Raw genomic sequence first — 15,238 nt, forward strand, 5'->3', positions numbered from 1 at the left:
AGCGGCTCGCGGCCGCTTAGCACGCGAGAAGGGACCGTCGTTCCATGAAGTCCACCCCTCGCCGTCGCGACCATGCGGTTCACGTCGTCGACGCCCTGACTGCGAGCTTCGTCGCCGGATCCATCGTGGCCACCGGGGCGGTCGCCGCCGCCTTCGCCGGACCGACCTCTGCGGCGGCCCCCATAGCAGTCACCGCTGACCAGGCCGCCGCGGCCGCGCCAGCCGCCCAGGGTGGCGCGCCGGGCGCGCTCGCCCCCGCCGCTGTGCGCCCCACCGGCGCCACCACGGCCAAGGCCCCGGCTGCCGGGACGGCCGCGGCAGCCACCGCAGCGGCGCAGGCGGCCGCTCGGACGACCACCCAGACCACCAAGGTGACCGCGGGCTCGACGCCGGCGGCCAGGACGGCCAGCCAGCCGGCCGCGAAGGCGGGCACCCCGACAACCGCGCCGGCGCCTCCGACCAAATCCGCCGCAGCGCCGGGCACCCAGGCCCCGCAGCCGGTGACCCAGCCGGCCGCTCCGCCGCCGGCTCCCACCCCGAAGCCGGTGGCCACCACACCGCCGCCTGCCCCCGCCCCGAGCGCCTCGACGAAGCCATCGGGAGGGTGAATAGTGGCCACGGTGGTTGAGCTCACCACTGACTGGCCGTTGTGGAGCGGGACCGCACGGGTCGTCGTCCGTGCGGAGTCCGACGATTCCGACGTGCTGGCCGCGGCCCGCGCGATCACCGAGGCCGAGGTCGCCGCGATCGACGGGGCGGCCAGTCGGTTTCGTACCGACTCCGAGGTCGCCGCGCTGGCCGCGGCCGGAGGCCGGGCCGTCCCCGTCTCCCCCGTGCTCCTGCAGGCGCTGCAGGTGGCGCTGCGGGCCTCGGCGCTGACCGACGGCGCGGTCGACTCCACCCTGGGCGGGGCGCTCGTGGCGGTCGGCTTCGACCGGGACTTCGCCGCCGTACCGGCCGACCGTGCCGCCGCGATCGCGCCGGTGCGGCGCACCGTCTCCTGGCGCGACGTGGAGGTCGATGCCGCAGCTGGGACGGTGCGGGTGCCCCCGGGCGTGCTGCTCGACCTGGGTGCGACCGCGAAGGCGCTGGCCGCCGACCGGGCCGCCGACGCGGTGCAGCGCCGGTTCGGGGTCCCGGTGCTCGTGGAGCTGCTCGGCGACCTCGCCGTCCGGGGCACCGTCCCCGGTCAGCCGTGGGTGGTCGAGGTGAGCGAGGGGGGCGACTCGGCGGCTCAGCTGGTGCAGATCGAGGATGGCGGCCTGGCCACGTCGTCCACCCGGGTCCGGCACTGGCGGATGGCCGGCCAACCGGTCCACCACCTGCTCGACCCGGTCACCGGCCTGCCGGTCCGGGAGTCCTGGCGGACCGTGTCCGTGAGCGCCGCCACCTGCGTGGACGCCAACATCGCCTCGACCGCCACCATCGTCAAGGGCGCGGCCGGGCTGGCCTGGCTGCGGTCCACCGGGCTGCCGGCCCGGCTGGTCGCCGTCGACGGCTCGGTGCTGGAGATCGGCGGCTGGCCAGCCGAAGGAACAGGATGAGATCCGGCCTGGTCGGCGTCCAGACCGACCCGCAGCTGGCCTGGTTCGTGCTGCGCGCGAGCGGGCTGGTGCTGCTCGTCGTCTACACGATCTCGACCGCGCTGGGCATCGCCAGCCGGGCCGGGCAGGCCGGCCGCTGGGTGCCCCGGTTCGTCTCCAACGACCTGCACCGGCGGATCAGCCTGTTCTCGATGGCGCTGCTGTTCGCGCATGTCGCCACTGCGGTGCTCGACAACTACGTGGTGATCACCTGGACCGATGCGGTGGTCCCCTTCGTGGGCACCTACCGGCCGCGGTGGCTCGGGCTGGGCACCCTGGCGCTCGACATCCTGCTGGCGGTCGTCATCACCAGCCTGCTGCGGCACCGGATCGGCCACCGGACCTGGCTGGTCATCCACTACGGCGTCTACGCCGCGTGGCCGCTCATGGTCCTGCACGCGCTGGGCACCGGCACCGACGCCCGCCGGCCGAGTGTGCTCATCGTGACGCTCGGCTGCGTGGTCGCGGTCCTGCTGGCCGTCGTGGCGCGGCTGCTGGACGCCCCCGGCCGGCTCGGGGCGGCCCGGCTGGCCGCCATGGTCTCACTGCCCCTGCTGCTCATCGGGCTGGTGCTGTGGACCCGCCAGGGGCCACTCGCGGCGGGCTGGTCGCACCGGGCCGGCACCCCTCTCCCGTCGTCCAGCACGGGATCGGCTAAGTGACGGTGACGGCCACCTCCGCCGGGCCGGCGACGGGGACGTTCACCGCCCGGCTGCTGGCCGGCCTGCCGGCCGACGGTCGGGTCCTGGACATCGGCGGCCACCTGCGGGTGCACGGGCTGTTGCCCGAGCCCCGGGCGCACCGCCGCGGCGAGCCGTCCGTCATCGCCGAGCTGGAGGCGGCCGGGCTCACCGGGCGCGGTGGTGGCGGGTACCCCCTGGCTGCCAAGATTCGCGCCGTCCGCTCGGCATCCGGCCTGACCCGCCGTCCGGTGCTCGTGGTCAACGGTGCGGAGAGCGAGCCGGCGTCCCGCAAGGACTCGGTGCTGCTGGCCAAGGCGCCGCACCTGGTACTGGACGGCGCCCAGGTGGTGGCCGACGCCGTGCGGGCCCGCGAGATCATCGTGTGGCTGCACCGCGGGCACGGCGGCGGGCCCAGCGGGTCGCGGACCGCCGTCGAACGGGCCGTCGCGGAGCGGGACGACCGCGGGATGGTGCGGCAGCCCGTTCGAGTCGTCGTGGGCCCGGCACGCTACGTGGCCGGCGAGGCCTCGGCTCTGGCCCGACACCTTTCCGGTGGCGAGGCGCGGCCGCAGACGACGCCCCCGCGGGTGTCTGAGCGCGGCGTGAGCGGGCGCCCCACCCTGGTCTCCAACGCCGAGACGCTGGCCCATGCCGCGCTCATCGCCCGGCACGGCGCCGACTGGTTCCACCAGGTGGGCACCCCGGAGGAGCCGGGCACCCTGCTGATCACCGTGTTTGGGGCGGTCCGCTCTCCCGGCGTCCTCGAGGCCGCAGCCGGGACCACCCTCGGGGCCCTGGTGCACGCCGTCGGCGCGCTCACCGCGCCGCCCGCGGCCGTGCTGGTCGGCGGCTACGCCGGCGGCTGGCTGCGGCCGACCGAGGCCTGGCCGGTGCCCTACTCGCGGGCCGGGCTGCGCTCGGTGGGGCTGGCCCCCGGGGTGGGGCTGGTGGGCGTGCTGCCCGCGGACCGCTGCGTCGTCGTCGAGACGGCCCGGCTGGTCGGCTGGCTGGCCGGGGAGAGTGCGGGGCAGTGCGGGCCGTGCCTGAACGGGCTCCCGGCGCTGTCGGCCGGGCTGCGCCAGCTGGCCGGCGAGGTCGGCCGGGCGGTCCGGGCGACCGAGCTGCCGGCCCGGCTGGCCCGGTGGGCCGGCATGGTCGACGGCCGTGGCGCCTGCCACCACCCGGACGGGGTGGCCGCGCTGGTGCGCTCGCTGCTCACCCACTTCGCCGACGACGTGGCCGCGCACGCCGACGGCCGGCCCTGCGAGGCGGCGCGCACGGTGCCCTACCTGGGCTACCTGCCGCTGCCTGCTCCGGACTCGGTCGCGCGGCTGGACGGCGCGCTGTGGCGCTGAACGCCGACGCGAAGGGCCAGTGGTCCGGGCCGGCCGGGCCCCAGCTGGTCGTCGACTGGATCAAGTGCGAGGCGCACGGGCTGTGCGCCGAGCTGCTGCCGGAGGTGGTCAGCCTGGACGACTGGGGCTACCCGATCATCAGGGGCCCGGTCCCGCCGCACCTGGAGTTCCTGGCCAACCGGGCCAAGGCGGCCTGCCCGGTACTGGCTCTGCGCCTCACCCGGACCCGGTGAGCGTGCGCAGCAGGTCAGCGGCCGTCGGGCTGGCGTCGAGCAGCGCCCCCACGTGGGCACGAGTGCCGCGCAGCGGCTCCAGCGTGGGTACCCGCTGCAGCGAGTTGACGCCGGGCAGGTCGAAGATGACCGAGTCCCAGGACGCCGCCGCGACATCGCCCGCATAGCGGCGCAGGCACTCCCCGCGGAAGTAGGCCCGGGTGTCCTCAGGGGCCCGGTCCACGGCTGCCACCACCAATTCCTCGGGGTGCAGCCGCTGCATGCGCCCGCGGGCGAGCAGCCGGTGGTACAGCCCCTTGTCCGGACGCACGTCGCTGTACTGCAGGTCCACGGCCTGCAGCCGGGCGCTGTCCCACCCCAGCCCGTCCCGGTCGCGGTAGGCCTCGAGCAGCTGCAGCTTGGCCACCCAGTCCAGCTCGGTGGCCAGTGTGGACGGGTCGGTGGCCAGCCGGGTGAGCACCGACTCCCACCGCTCCAGGACGTCGACGGTGTCGTCGTCGGCGTCGGCGCCGTACCGGTCCTCGACGTACTTGCGGGCCTGGTCCAGGTACTCCAGCTGCAGCTGGAGACCGGTGAGCTTGCGGCCGTCGCGCAGGGTCACCAGGTGGCGCAGGGTCGGGTCGTGGGAGACGGCGTGCAGCTCCGCCACCGGACGGGCCGGGGTGAGGTCCGCGCCGTCCAGCCAGCGGTCCTCGATCATGGACAGCACCAGCGCGGTGGTGCCCAACTTGAGGTAGGTGGACAGCTCGGACAGGTTCGCGTCGCCGATGATCACGTGCAGTCGGCGGTACTTGTCGGCGTCGGCGTGCGGCTCGTCGCGGGTGTTGATGATCGGCCGCTTGAGCGTGGTCTCCAGGCCGACCTCCACCTCGAAGTAGTCGGCCCGCTGGCTGAGCTGGAACCCGTGCTCGGCGCCGTCCTGGCCGATCCCGACCCGGCCGGAGCCGCAGACCACCTGGCGGGACACGAAGAACGGGGTCAGGTGCCGGACGATCTCCGGGAACGGGGTCTGCCGGGACATCAGGTAGTTCTCGTGCGTGCCGTAGGAGGCGCCCTTGTTGTCGGTGTTGTTCTTGTACAGGACCAGCGGCTGGCCGCCGGGCAACTGGGCCGCCAAGGTGGCCGCCTTGGCCATGATGACCTCGCCGGCCTTGTCCCAGCGGACGGCGTCGCGCGGGTTGGTCACCTCGGGCGAGGAGTACTCGGGGTGGGCGTGGTCGACGTACAGCCGAGCGCCGTTGGTGAGGATGACGTTGGCCAGGCCGAGGTCCTCGTCGGTCAGCTGGCTGGCGTCGGCGGCCTCGCGGGCCAGGTCGAACCCGCGCGCGTCGCGCAGCGGGTTCTCCTCCTCGAAGTCCCACCGGGCCCGGCGGGTCCGGCCGGCGTCCAGCGCGTAGGCGTTGACGACCTGCGACGAGGTGAGCATCGGGTTGGCCCCGCTCTGCCCCGGCGCCGAGATGCCGTACTCGGTCTCGATCCCCATGACCCGCCGCGACGTCATTCCCCGAGGGTAGGCCGAGGTTGACCCTGTTTGGTGCCGTCCGCACGCCTCACACGGTCAACTTGCGCCCTACAGGTACTGGCCGGTGTTGGCCACGGTGTCGATGGAGCGGCCGGCCTCGGGGCCCTTCTTGCCCTGGACGAGGGTGCGGATGAACACGATCCGCTCGCCCTTCTTGCCCGAGATGCGGGCCCAGTCGTCTGGGTTGGTGGTGTTCGGCAGGTCCTCGTTCTCCTTGAACTCGTCGATGCAGGCCTCGAGCAGGTGCTGCACCCGGATGCCCCGCTGGTTGCGGTCCAGGAAGTCCTTGATCGCCATCTTCTTGGCCCGCATGACGATGTTCTCGATCATGGCGCCGGAGTTGAAGTCCTTGAAGTACAGGGTCTCCTTGTCGCCCCCGGCGTAGGTGACCTCGAGGAACTGGTTCTCCTCCGCCTCGTCGTAGATCTTCTCGATCGCGCGCTGGATCATCCCGGCCACCGTGGCGTCCCGCGATCCCTCGTGCTCGGCCAGGTCGTCAGCGTGCAGGGGCAGGTCCGGGGTCAGGTACTTGCTGAAGATGTCCCGGGCCGCCTCGGCGTCCGGCCGCTCGATCTTGATCTTCACGTCCAACCGGCCGGGCCGCAGGATGGCCGGGTCGATCATGTCTTCGCGGTTGGACGCGCCGATGACGATGACGTTCTCCAGGCTCTCCACGCCGTCGATCTCGGACAGCAGCTGGGGCACGATGGTGTTCTCGACGTCGGAGGACACCCCCGAGCCACGGGTCCGGAACAGCGAGTCCATCTCGTCGAAGAAGACGATGACCGGCGTGCCCTCGCTGGCCTTCTCCCTGGCCCGCTGGAAGACCAGCCGGATGTGCCGCTCGGTCTCCCCCACGTACTTGTTCAGCAGCTCGGGGCCCTTGATGTTGAGGAAGTACGACTTCCCCTCGGCCCGGCCGGTTCGCTCGGCGACCTTCTTGGCCAGCGAGTTGGCGACCGCCTTGGCGATCAGCGTCTTGCCGCAGCCGGGCGGGCCGTACAGCAGGATGCCCTTGGGCGGGCGCAGCTGGTGCTCGCGGAACAGGTCGGGGTGCAGGTAGGGCAGCTCGACGGCGTCCCGGATGGCCTCGATCTGCTCGGCCAGCCCACCGATGCCGCTGTAGTCGATGTCCGGGACCTCTTCGAGGACGAGCTCCTCGACCTCGGACTTCGGCACCCGCTCGTACACGTACCCCGACCGCGGTTCCAGCAGCAGCGAGTCGCCGGCCCGCAGCGGCTGGTCGGCAAGGGTGTCGGCCAGCTGGACGACGCGCTCCTCGTCGGCCCGCCCGATGACCAGCGCCCGCTCGCCGTCCGGGAGCAGCTCCTTGAGCATGACGACCTCGCCGAGCCTCTCGAACTCCATCGCCCGGACGACGTTCATGGCCTCGTTGAGCATGAGCTCCTGGCCGCGGCGCAGCGCCCCGGCGTCGACCTCGGGGCTCACGGCGACTCGCAGCTTGCGCCCGCCGGTGAAGATGTCGAGGGTGCCGTCGTCGTGCCGGGCGAGGAACACCCCGAACCCGGACGGCGGCTGGGCCAGCCGGTCGATCTCCTCCTTGAGGGCGACGATCTGGTCGCGCGCCTCGCGCAAGGTGGCAGTCAGCCGCTGGTTCTGGGCGCCGGCCTGCGCGAGCTCGGCCTCTCGTGCGGTCAGTCGCTCTTCCAGGGCACGCAGTCGCGAGGCCCGAGCGTCATCGTCGTAGGTCGACATCGTGCTCACCTCCCGCCGTTGCGGTCGGCTCGACCCTATCGGGCTTCCACCCGGTCGATCGCCGCTCCGGTCAGCATGTCGTGCGCTTCGATCCTGCCGCAGGTCGGTCGCGTGGCGGCCAGGTGTCAGCCGTCGACCGCACCGTCCCAGCATGGTCCTTGGCGGCTTTCATCGGCAGGTGTGCCGGCACACCAAAGCGCGTGAGTACGCGATCCAGGGTCGAGACCGAGCCGGATCAGCCTGCGAGCCGCCAGGCGACCAGACCGAACAGCACGCCCAGCGCGTTGGTCGCCCAGTGCATGCCGGCGCTGGCCAGCAGGTGGCCGCTGCGGCGCCTCAGCTCACCGGCGGCCACCCCGCCCAGCGCGGTGAAGGCCACGGTGCCCGCGACGACCAGCAGGGTCGCCGATGCGCCCGCTCCATGGACGGCGTCGGACATGCCCTGGTTGGCCGAGGCGAGGTGCAGCGACGGGAGGATGTGCCACAGCCCGAACAGCGCCGACGTCGTGACCAGCACGCGCCACGTCGTCATGTGCCGTCCCAGCATCCCCCACAGCACGGACCGGAAGGCGATCTCCTCCATCAGGACCGTGCCGAGCGGGATGACCACGAACGCGGACATCAGGGCGCCCGTGACGGCGAGGTGGTACCGCGCGTCCAGGAAGGCCGTCCGGGTCTGCGGCAGCAGCACCCCGACCAGGTAGGCGGCGCCCACGATGCTGATGGCGGTGAGGGCCCAGCGGACCCCCGAGCCGACCCGGTCCCGGCCCAACCCCAGCTGCGACCAGCTCAGGCCGGTCCGGCGGGCGAAGCCGACGAGCACGACGGCGACGAGCGGCCCGAGCCACAACGAGCCCCACCCGAGGTGAACAGCTACGTTCACCCCCAGCATCACCAGCAGCACGGCCACAGTGGCGGCAGCCGCCGGCCTGTGACGAAGGGGGGTTGGGGGCTGCGCGAGGGGACGCTCGAGCTCAGCCAGCACCTCTCAAGTGTGCCAGCCCCCCTCATGGCGGGACCAATCGTCGGCGTGGCGGGACCGCTCCGGACGACCGCAGCGGTTCGCCCTTAGCCGGCGGGCGTGAGCCGGCCGGCTAAGGCCACCGCCCAGCTGCGCGCATAGGGCCGGTCGGGGCAGCACAGCGGCACTGCGTGCGAGGAGTACGTCCGGCCCCGCACGCGCAGCACGTCCCGCTGCACGCTCACCCCGGTGACCAGGACCTCCTGGGCCGGGTCCACGAGCACCGAGCGCACAGTGGGACCGGCCGGCGAGGGCAGCACGGCGTACACCCCGGACGGCGGGTTCCCGGCCGGCGCGTCGCAGTGCCCGGTGACCACCGCACCGGCCGTCGGCCCGGCGCCCAGGGGTACCTCGCTGTCGATCACCACGCCCACGTAGGCAGGGCAGTCCAGGTCCTTGCGCAGCTGGTCGACCGGTACCGCGATCAGCCCGCTGGCCCGCGCGGCGGCCACGGTCCCGCCGGTGCTGCCCCGCGCACTGGCGGCGACCCGGCCCGGGTGGAAGAAGCCGATCGAGCCGATGGCGGCGGCGGCCGCGACCGTAGCCACGGCGGCGGCCAGGGGGACGGTGCGGCGGCGACCAGTGCTCATGGGACCAATCGGGCGTATGGGAGAAATCCGGCATGCCGACGGTACCCGCCACCCGTAGACGTCCGAAGCCACCGGCGTGCCGTCCGGGCGTGTCGGGCGCTATTCCTGCACTTGGGCCGCCGCTTGGGCCGCCGCCTTGGCCGGACGCCGGCGGACGGCGGGCGGCGTCACGCCGTCGGCCAGCCGCCGGGTCTGCACCAGGAACCCGGTGTGCCCGATCATCCGGTGGTCCGGCCGCACGGCCAGCCCCTCCACGTGCCAGGTGCGCACGAGCGACTCCCAGGACGCCGGCTCGGTGAACCGGCCGTCGGCCCGCAGCGCCTCCACGAGGGTCGACAGCTGGGTCACGGTGGCGACGTAGCCGATGAGCACGCCGCCGGGGACCAGCGCGGTCGCCACGGCGTCCAGGCACTCCCAGGGTGCGAGCATGTCGAGCACCGCCCGGTCGACCTCCCGGTCGGCGAGCGCGTCCTGCAGGTCCCCCACCGTGAGCGTCCAGGCCGGGTGCGGCTGGCCGAAGAACGTCTCCACGTTGCGGCGCGCGATCGCCGCGAAGTCCTCGCGCCGCTCGTACGAGGACACCAGGCCGGTGTCCCCCACGGCACGCAGCAGCGCGCAGGTCAGCGCGCCGGAGCCGACCCCGGCCTCGACCACCCGCGCGCCGGGGAACACGTCGGCCAGGGTGACGATCTGGGCGGCGTCCTTGGGGTAGACCACCGCCGCCCCGCGCGGCATGGCCAGCACGAAGTCGGCGTACAGCGGCCGCAGCGCCAGGTACTCCACCCCGCCGGTGGACCGGACCACGGTGGCGGACGGCGCGCCGATGAGCTCGTCGTGCGCGATCGCGCCCTTGTGGGTGTGGAACTCCCGGCCCGGCTCCAGCACGACGGTGTGCTTGCGGCCCTTCGGGTCGGTCAGCTGGACCCGGTCCCCGGCCTGGAACGGTCCGCGCTGCGCGGCTCCGGTGGGCTGGGTCACGGGCGCCAAGGCTACCGACCCCCGGCCGCCGTCCCGACCAGTGGCTAGACCCCGCTGAACGCGCGCTGCACGTCGGCGGCGGACAGCACGCCCTGGACCCGGCCGTCCGGGTCCTGCACGAGGTACTCGGTCGCGGGGGTGTGCTGCAGCGCGGTGATCACGTCTTCCCCGCTCAGATCGGTCCGCAGCACCAGGCCCGGCTCGAGCCGTCGGGCCACCGTTCCGACGTTCACCCAGGGGCGCCGCTCCTGCGGGGTGGCCGCGACCGCGGCCTCGCTGACCAGGCCCGTGGGCCGCTGCTCGCTGTCGGTCACGACGAGGGCGGCCGCCCCGGACTCCGCGAGCCGGCGCAGCGCCTCCGCGAGCGGCATGTCAGCGGTCACCGGGAGCGCGGAGCGCACCAGCCCCCGCACGGTGAGCGCGGGCAGCCGGGCCCTGACCTTGGCCGCCCGCAGCGACTGCGTGGACCCGGTCCACAGGAACACCGCGATCACCGCGGCCCAGACCAAGAGGAACGTGTCCGGCGCGGTGCCGGACAGCCAGGCCAGCAGGAACGGCAGCAGGGCCGTGAGCAGCGCCACCACGCGACCGGCCCAGCTGGCCACGATGCTGCCGGTGAGCTCCCGGCCGGAGATCTTCCAGACGACGGCGGCCAGCATGCTGCCGCCGTCCAGGGGCAGGCCAGGCAGCAGGTTGTACACCCCGACGAACAGGTTGGCCGCGGTCAGCTGGAACAGCAGCAGGTGGGCCAGCTGCCCCGACGAGGTCACGGTCAGCCCGACCATCCCGAACCCGGCCAGCAGCAGGGTGGCGGCCGGTCCGGCCCCCGAGATGGCGAAGTCCCGGCCCGGGGTCGGGGCCTTGCGGTCCAGCGCCGTGACGCCGCCCAGCATGTACAGCGTGATCGAGCTGACCGGCAGGCCGAAAGCCCTGGCCACCGCCGCGTGGGCCACCTCGTGGATGAGGATGGACAGGTAGAGCAGCGCGGCGAACATGATCGCGACCAGGTACTTGGTCGACCCGATGCTCGGGTCGTAGTTCTGGATGCTGGGCAGGAACGCCAACGCCAGCAGCCCGGCGGTGACGAACAGCGACACGTTCGCGTAGATGGGGATGCCCAGGAAGGACCCCACCTTGACGCCCTGGGCCCGCTGCGGCGCCTGCGGTGTCCCGCTCCCGCCGTCGGTGCTCATCTCTTGATGTTAGTCGGACCTGTCGGTGGGGTCGCCTACGCTCGCCGCATGACCTCGACCGACGTCCTGGGGCTGGCCCCGGTGGCGCTGTCCCCGTCCCGGACGGCGGACTTCCTGACCTGCCCCCTGCTCTACCGGTTCCGGGTGGTCGACCGGTTGCCGGAGCCGCCGAGCGCGGCGGCCACCCGCGGCACCGTGGTGCACGCCGTCCTGGAGCGGTTGTTCGACCTGCCCGCGGTGGAGCGCACCCTCGAGCAGGCCAGCGCCATGCTCGGTCCGCAGTGGCAGCGGCTGCTCGAGTCCGAGCCCGAGCTCGGCGCGCTGTTCGACGGCGCCGACGCGGACCCCGCGCTGGCCGAGTTCCTGGCCGGCGCCGAGCGGCTGCTGGGCAGCTACTTCGAGCTGGAGGACCCGAGCCGGCTGGAGCCCGCCGAGCGCGAGCTGTACGTCGAGGCGACACTGCCGTCGGGGCTGACTCTGCGCGGCTATGTGGACCGGCTCGACGTCGCGCCGAGCGGTGACCTGCGGGTGGTCGACTACAAGACCGGGAAGGCCCCGAAGGCCGGCTTCGAGGCCAAGGCCCTGTTCCAGATGCGCTTCTACGCGCTGGTGCTGTGGCGCACCCGCGGGGTGGTGCCGCGGCTGCTGCAGCTGCTGTACCTGGGCAGCGGCGAGGTGCTGCGCTACGAGCCGGACGAGGGCAACCTGATGGCCACCGAGCGCAAACTGCACGCGGTGTGGGCCGCCATCAGCAAGGCGGCCGAGACCGGCGACTGGCGCCCCAGCCCGTCCCGGCTGTGCGACTGGTGCGCCCACCGGGCCCTGTGCCCGGAGTTCGGGGGCACCCCGCCGCCGCTGCCGGTGCCGGACACCCCCGTGGACTCCGACGCCGAGCTGCCCTCGCCGCGGACCCCGGTCGACGAAGTCTGACCGGATCAGGGTCCAGTCCGGAATATCCCTGAGGAGCTGGACCGTCCCACGGCCCTAGGCTCGGCATCGTGACTGACCAGACGAACCAGCCGCAGCCCCTGTCCGCCGCGACCGCCGCGACCGCCACCAGTGCGGCCCGGGCGGAGCACCTCAGCAAGGTGTACGGCGAGGGTGACACCCGCGTCGTCGCCCTGGACGACGTCAGCGTGGCCCTCGAGCGGTCCCGCTACACCGCCATCATGGGGCCGTCCGGCTCCGGCAAGTCCACCCTCATGCACTGCCTGGCCGGCCTCGACTCGGCGTCCAGCGGCCAGGTGTTCATCGGGGACGCCGACCTCACCACGCTGGGCGACGACGACCTCACCAAGCTGCGCCGGGACAAGGTTGGCTTCGTCTTCCAGAGCTTCAACCTGCTGCCGACCCTCACGGCGCTGGAGAACATCACGCTGCCGATGGACATCGCCGGGCACAAGCCGGACCAGGCCTGGCTGGACCAGGTCATCGACACGGTGAGCCTGCGGGACCGGCTGCGGCACAAGCCCACCCAGCTGTCCGGCGGGCAGCAGCAGCGGGTGGCCGTGGCCCGCGCGCTGGCCTCCCGCCCGGACGTCATCTTCGCCGACGAGCCGACCGGGAACCTCGACTCGCACTCCGGCGCCGAGGTGCTCGGCTTCCTGCGCTCCTCGGTCGACGACCTCGGCCAGACCGTGGTCATGGTCACGCACGACCCGAACGCCGCCGCCTACGCGGACCGGGTGCTGTTCCTGGCCGACGGCCGAATCGTCGAGGAGATGCTCGACCCGACCGCCGACCGTGTGCTGAGCCGGATGCGCCGCTTCGACGGTGGTCAGCCGGCCGCCTCGGCGGCCCCCCCACCGGGGGTCTGACGTGCTCCGCGCCACTTTGCGCACGTTGTGGTCGCACAAGCTGCGGCTGCTGCTGTCCGGGGCCGCCGTCGTCCTGGGCGTCGCGTTCGTGTCCGGCACGCTGGTGTTCACCGACACCCTGCAGAAGACCTTCAACGACCTGTTCACCCAGGTCTCCACCGACGTGACGGTCACCCCGAAGACGGAGTTCACCACCGCCGAGAGCTTCGGGGCGGGCACGACCGCCTCGTTGCCCGCCAGCATGCTGGACACCGTCCGCGGGGTGGACGGTGTGGCCAAGGCCGAGGGCTCGGTCTTCACCGCGGGCGTGGTCATCGTCGGCAGCAACGGCAAGGCGATCGGCACGCCGGGCGCGCCCTCGTTCGGCGTGAACTGGAGCGACGACCCCGAGCTGTCCCCGCTGCGACTGGTGTCCGGACGCGGTCCGGTGAAGTCCGGCGAGGTGGCCATCGACTCGCAGAGTGCCGACAAGGGCCTCCTCAAGGTCGGCGACACGGCCACCCTGCTCACGTCGGGCCCGCGGGTCCAGGCGACCGTGGTGGGGATCTTCCGCTACGGCAGCACCGGGAACCTGGCCGGTGCCTCGATCGCCGCCTTCGACGCGGTCACCGCTCAGCAGCTGCTGCTGCAGCCGGGCCACTTCACGTCGATCGACGTGAAGGCCAAGCCCGGCGTCTCCCAGGACACCCTCGCCGCCCAGATCCGGGCGGTCCTCCCGGCCACCGAGACGGTGGTCAAGACCGGCCAACAGGTCACCGACGAGAGCGCCAAGTCGATCAGCGACGGGCTGCGCTTCATCAACATCTTCCTGCTGGTGTTCGCCCTGGTCGCCCTGTTCGTGGGCACCTTCATCATCTTGAACACCTTCTCGATGCTGGTCGCGCAGCGCTCCCGTGAGCTGGCCCTGCTGCGGGCGGTCGGCGCGACCCGCCGCCAGGTGCGCCGCTCGGTGCTCGGTGAGGCCGCCGTCGTGGGCACCCTGGGCGGGGTCACCGGGCTGCTGCTGGGCGTGCTGCTGGCCCTCGGGCTGCGCGCGCTGTTCAAGGTGATCGGCCTGGACATCCCCGGCGGTGGGCTCGAGCTGAAGCCCCGCACGGTGGTCGTGTCCATCCTGCTGGGACTGGTCGTCACCTTGGTGGCCGCGTACCTGCCGGCCCGGCGGGCCTCCCGGGTGCCCCCGGTGGCCGCGCTGCGCGATGACGTGACCGTGCTCGGCGGCTCACTGCGGATCCGGCTGGTGGCCGGCATCCCGATGGCGGTCATCGGGCTGGCTGCCCTGGTGGCGAGCGGCCCGGCGTCCGGCTCCCTGGCGGCCTCCTTGGTGGGGCTGGGCGCCCTGCTCACCCTGGTGGCCGCCATCACGCTGAGCCCGGCGCTGAGCTCCCCCGTGATCGGCGCCCTGGGGGCGCCCTGGCGGCGCTCGGCCACCGGACGGCTGGCCGTGCTCAACGCCCAGCGCAACCCGCGACGCACCGCGTCCACGGCGTCCGCGCTGATGATCGGCCTGGCCCTGGTCAGCGCGTTCGGTATCCTCGGCGCGTCGACGACGGCGTCCACCGACGCCATCCTGGGCCAGGTGCTCAAGGCGGACTACGTGGTGACCGGTACCGGCTTCCAGCCGTTCAGCCCGGACGTCGCCAAGGCGCTGGCCGGCGTCCAGGGCGTGGGGACGGTCTCCCGAGTGCAGACCGTGCCCGCCATGGTCGACGGCCAGCGGGTCAACGGCACCGCGGTCGACCCCCATACCGTGCTCACGGTGGTCAACCTGTCCATGGCCGAGGGCTCGATCGGGGCGTTGAGCACCGGCGGCCTGGCGGTCGACACCAACCTGGCGAAGGCCAAGGGGTACCGGCTCGGCCAGGCCATCGAGGTGACCTTCCAGGGCGGCGTCAAGTCGCTGCCCCTCGTCGCGATCTACCACGCCGAGACCGGCTTCGGCGGCTACGCCATGTCGCTGCAGACCGCCCACGACGCCGGGGGGCCGGACGTCGACACGACGGTGTACGCCCTGGCCGCCCCGGGGGTCGACGGGGCCTCGCTGCGGCCGGCGATCGACGCCGCACTCGCGGCGTACCCGAACGTGCAGGTGCAGGACCAAACCGAGTTCAAGGCGCAGGTGCGTGGCCAGATCAACCAGCTGCTCTCGCTGATCTACGCGCTGCTGGCGCTGGCGATCTTCATCGCGGTGCTGGGCATCATCAACACCCTGGTGCTGTCGGTGGTCGAGCGGACCCGCGAGATCGGGCTGCTGCGGGCGATCGGCACCACACGCCGCCAGCTGCGGCGGATGATCCGGGTCGAGTCGGTCGTGATCGCAGTGTTCGGGGCGCTGCTCGGCATCGTCCTCGGCCTGGTCTTCGGGGTGGCCCTGCAGCGGGCCATCGCCGACCAGGGCATCAACGTGCTGAGCGTTCCGTGGGTCCTGCTGGTGGCGTTCCTCGGGGTCGCCGGGCTGGTCGGGGTGCTGGCGGCGCTGTGGCCGGCCCGCCGCGCGGCCCGGCTGGACGTGTTGCGGGCGGTCACCACCGAGTAGCCGGGCCACGGGCG

13 protein-coding genes and 1 pseudogene are annotated in these 15,238 nt (G+C 73.1%); 7 read left to right on the plus strand and 7 right to left on the minus strand.

Features of this window, described 5'->3' with window-relative positions:
* Positions 1-79: 79 nt before the first annotated feature.
* Positions 80-619 carry a hypothetical protein gene (locus tag VIM19_06330; protein HEY5184514.1) on the minus strand — a complete coding sequence of 180 codons (540 nt, stop codon included), beginning with the start codon at positions 617-619 and terminating at the stop codon, positions 80-82.
* On the opposite strand from VIM19_06330, the gene VIM19_06335 reads away from it, so the two are divergent.
* The 4 genes from VIM19_06335 to VIM19_06350 are packed head-to-tail and all read left to right on the plus strand — an operon-like array spanning position 612 to position 3,854.
* Entirely contained in the window at positions 612-1,544 is a 933-nt protein-coding gene (locus VIM19_06335; protein HEY5184515.1) for an FAD:protein FMN transferase, read from the plus strand. The genes VIM19_06330 and VIM19_06335 overlap by 8 nt on opposite strands.
* Positions 1,541-2,245 carry a ferric reductase-like transmembrane domain-containing protein gene (locus tag VIM19_06340; GenBank protein ID HEY5184516.1) on the plus strand — a complete coding sequence of 235 codons (705 nt, stop codon included), beginning with the start codon at positions 1,541-1,543 and terminating at the stop codon, positions 2,243-2,245. The genes VIM19_06335 and VIM19_06340 overlap by 4 nt, the downstream gene beginning before the upstream one ends.
* Before the next feature lie 2 nt (positions 2,246-2,247).
* A complete protein-coding gene (locus VIM19_06345) occupies positions 2,248-3,621 on the plus strand; it encodes an NADH-ubiquinone oxidoreductase-F iron-sulfur binding region domain-containing protein (GenBank protein ID HEY5184517.1) in 1,374 nt (457 codons plus the stop codon).
* On the plus strand, positions 3,612-3,854 hold the full coding sequence (locus VIM19_06350; protein ID HEY5184518.1) for a ferredoxin: 243 nt from the start codon (positions 3,612-3,614) through the stop codon (positions 3,852-3,854). The genes VIM19_06345 and VIM19_06350 overlap by 10 nt, the downstream gene beginning before the upstream one ends.
* Here VIM19_06350 and dop read toward each other — a convergent pair.
* The 6 genes and pseudogenes from dop to VIM19_06380 all read right to left on the minus strand — a co-directional run bounded on the left by dop (position 3,838) and on the right by VIM19_06380 (position 10,874).
* The gene (gene dop, locus VIM19_06355) at positions 3,838-5,355 is read right to left on the minus strand and encodes a depupylase/deamidase Dop (GenBank protein ID HEY5184519.1); all 1,518 of its coding nucleotides are present in this window, start codon (positions 5,353-5,355) and stop codon (positions 3,838-3,840) included. The genes VIM19_06350 and dop overlap by 17 nt on opposite strands.
* Positions 5,356-5,424: 69 nt before the next feature.
* A pseudogene (gene arc / locus VIM19_06360) lies at positions 5,425-7,068 on the minus strand (proteasome ATPase).
* Between the two features lie 259 nt (positions 7,069-7,327).
* Positions 7,328-7,996, minus strand: a complete 669-nt coding sequence (locus VIM19_06365; protein ID HEY5184520.1) for a CPBP family intramembrane glutamic endopeptidase — start codon at positions 7,994-7,996, stop codon at positions 7,328-7,330.
* Between the two features lie 164 nt (positions 7,997-8,160).
* Complete coding sequence (locus VIM19_06370; GenBank protein HEY5184521.1) at positions 8,161-8,703, minus strand: hypothetical protein; 543 nt, start codon at positions 8,701-8,703, stop codon at positions 8,161-8,163.
* 99 nt (positions 8,704-8,802) lie between these two features.
* Positions 8,803-9,681, minus strand: coding sequence for a tRNA (adenine-N1)-methyltransferase (locus VIM19_06375; protein ID HEY5184522.1), 879 nt, complete (start codon positions 9,679-9,681; stop codon positions 8,803-8,805).
* Positions 9,682-9,725: 44 nt separating this feature from the next.
* Positions 9,726-10,874 carry a site-2 protease family protein gene (locus tag VIM19_06380; GenBank protein HEY5184523.1) on the minus strand — a complete coding sequence of 383 codons (1,149 nt, stop codon included), beginning with the start codon at positions 10,872-10,874 and terminating at the stop codon, positions 9,726-9,728.
* Positions 10,875-10,922: 48 nt separating this feature from the next.
* Between VIM19_06380 and VIM19_06385 the strand changes: the two genes are divergently transcribed.
* The 3 genes from VIM19_06385 (at position 10,923) to VIM19_06395 (ending at position 15,224) form a co-directional block, all read left to right on the plus strand.
* Positions 10,923-11,804, plus strand: a complete 882-nt coding sequence (locus VIM19_06385) for a PD-(D/E)XK nuclease family protein (GenBank protein HEY5184524.1) — start codon at positions 10,923-10,925, stop codon at positions 11,802-11,804.
* A 98-nt stretch (positions 11,805-11,902) separates the two neighbouring features.
* Complete coding sequence (locus VIM19_06390) at positions 11,903-12,691, plus strand: ABC transporter ATP-binding protein (GenBank protein HEY5184525.1); 789 nt, start codon at positions 11,903-11,905, stop codon at positions 12,689-12,691.
* A gap of 1 nt (position 12,692) precedes the next feature.
* Positions 12,693-15,224: an FtsX-like permease family protein gene (locus tag VIM19_06395; GenBank protein ID HEY5184526.1), complete on the plus strand. Its 2,532-nt coding sequence runs from the start codon at positions 12,693-12,695 to the stop codon at positions 15,222-15,224.
* Positions 15,225-15,238: the final 14 nt, after the last annotated feature.

The organism is Actinomycetes bacterium, assembly GCA_036510875.1.
Taxonomy (GTDB): domain Bacteria; phylum Actinomycetota; class Actinomycetes; order Prado026; family Prado026; genus DATCDE01.

What these genes read in the sequence shown, in the direction of transcription:
- VIM19_06340 (HEY5184516.1), top strand. Translation starts at nt 1,541, where the DNA reads ATGAGATCCGGCCTGGTCGGCGTCCAGACCGACCCGCAGCTGGCCTGG.
- dop (HEY5184519.1), bottom strand. Translation starts at nt 5,355, where the DNA reads ATGACGTCGCGGCGGGTCATGGGGATCGAGACCGAGTACGGCATCTCG.
- VIM19_06370 (HEY5184521.1), bottom strand. Translation starts at nt 8,703, where the DNA reads ATGAGCACTGGTCGCCGCCGCACCGTCCCCCTGGCCGCCGCCGTGGCT.
- VIM19_06380 (HEY5184523.1), bottom strand. Translation starts at nt 10,874, where the DNA reads ATGAGCACCGACGGCGGGAGCGGGACACCGCAGGCGCCGCAGCGGGCC.
- VIM19_06385 (HEY5184524.1), top strand. Translation starts at nt 10,923, where the DNA reads ATGACCTCGACCGACGTCCTGGGGCTGGCCCCGGTGGCGCTGTCCCCG.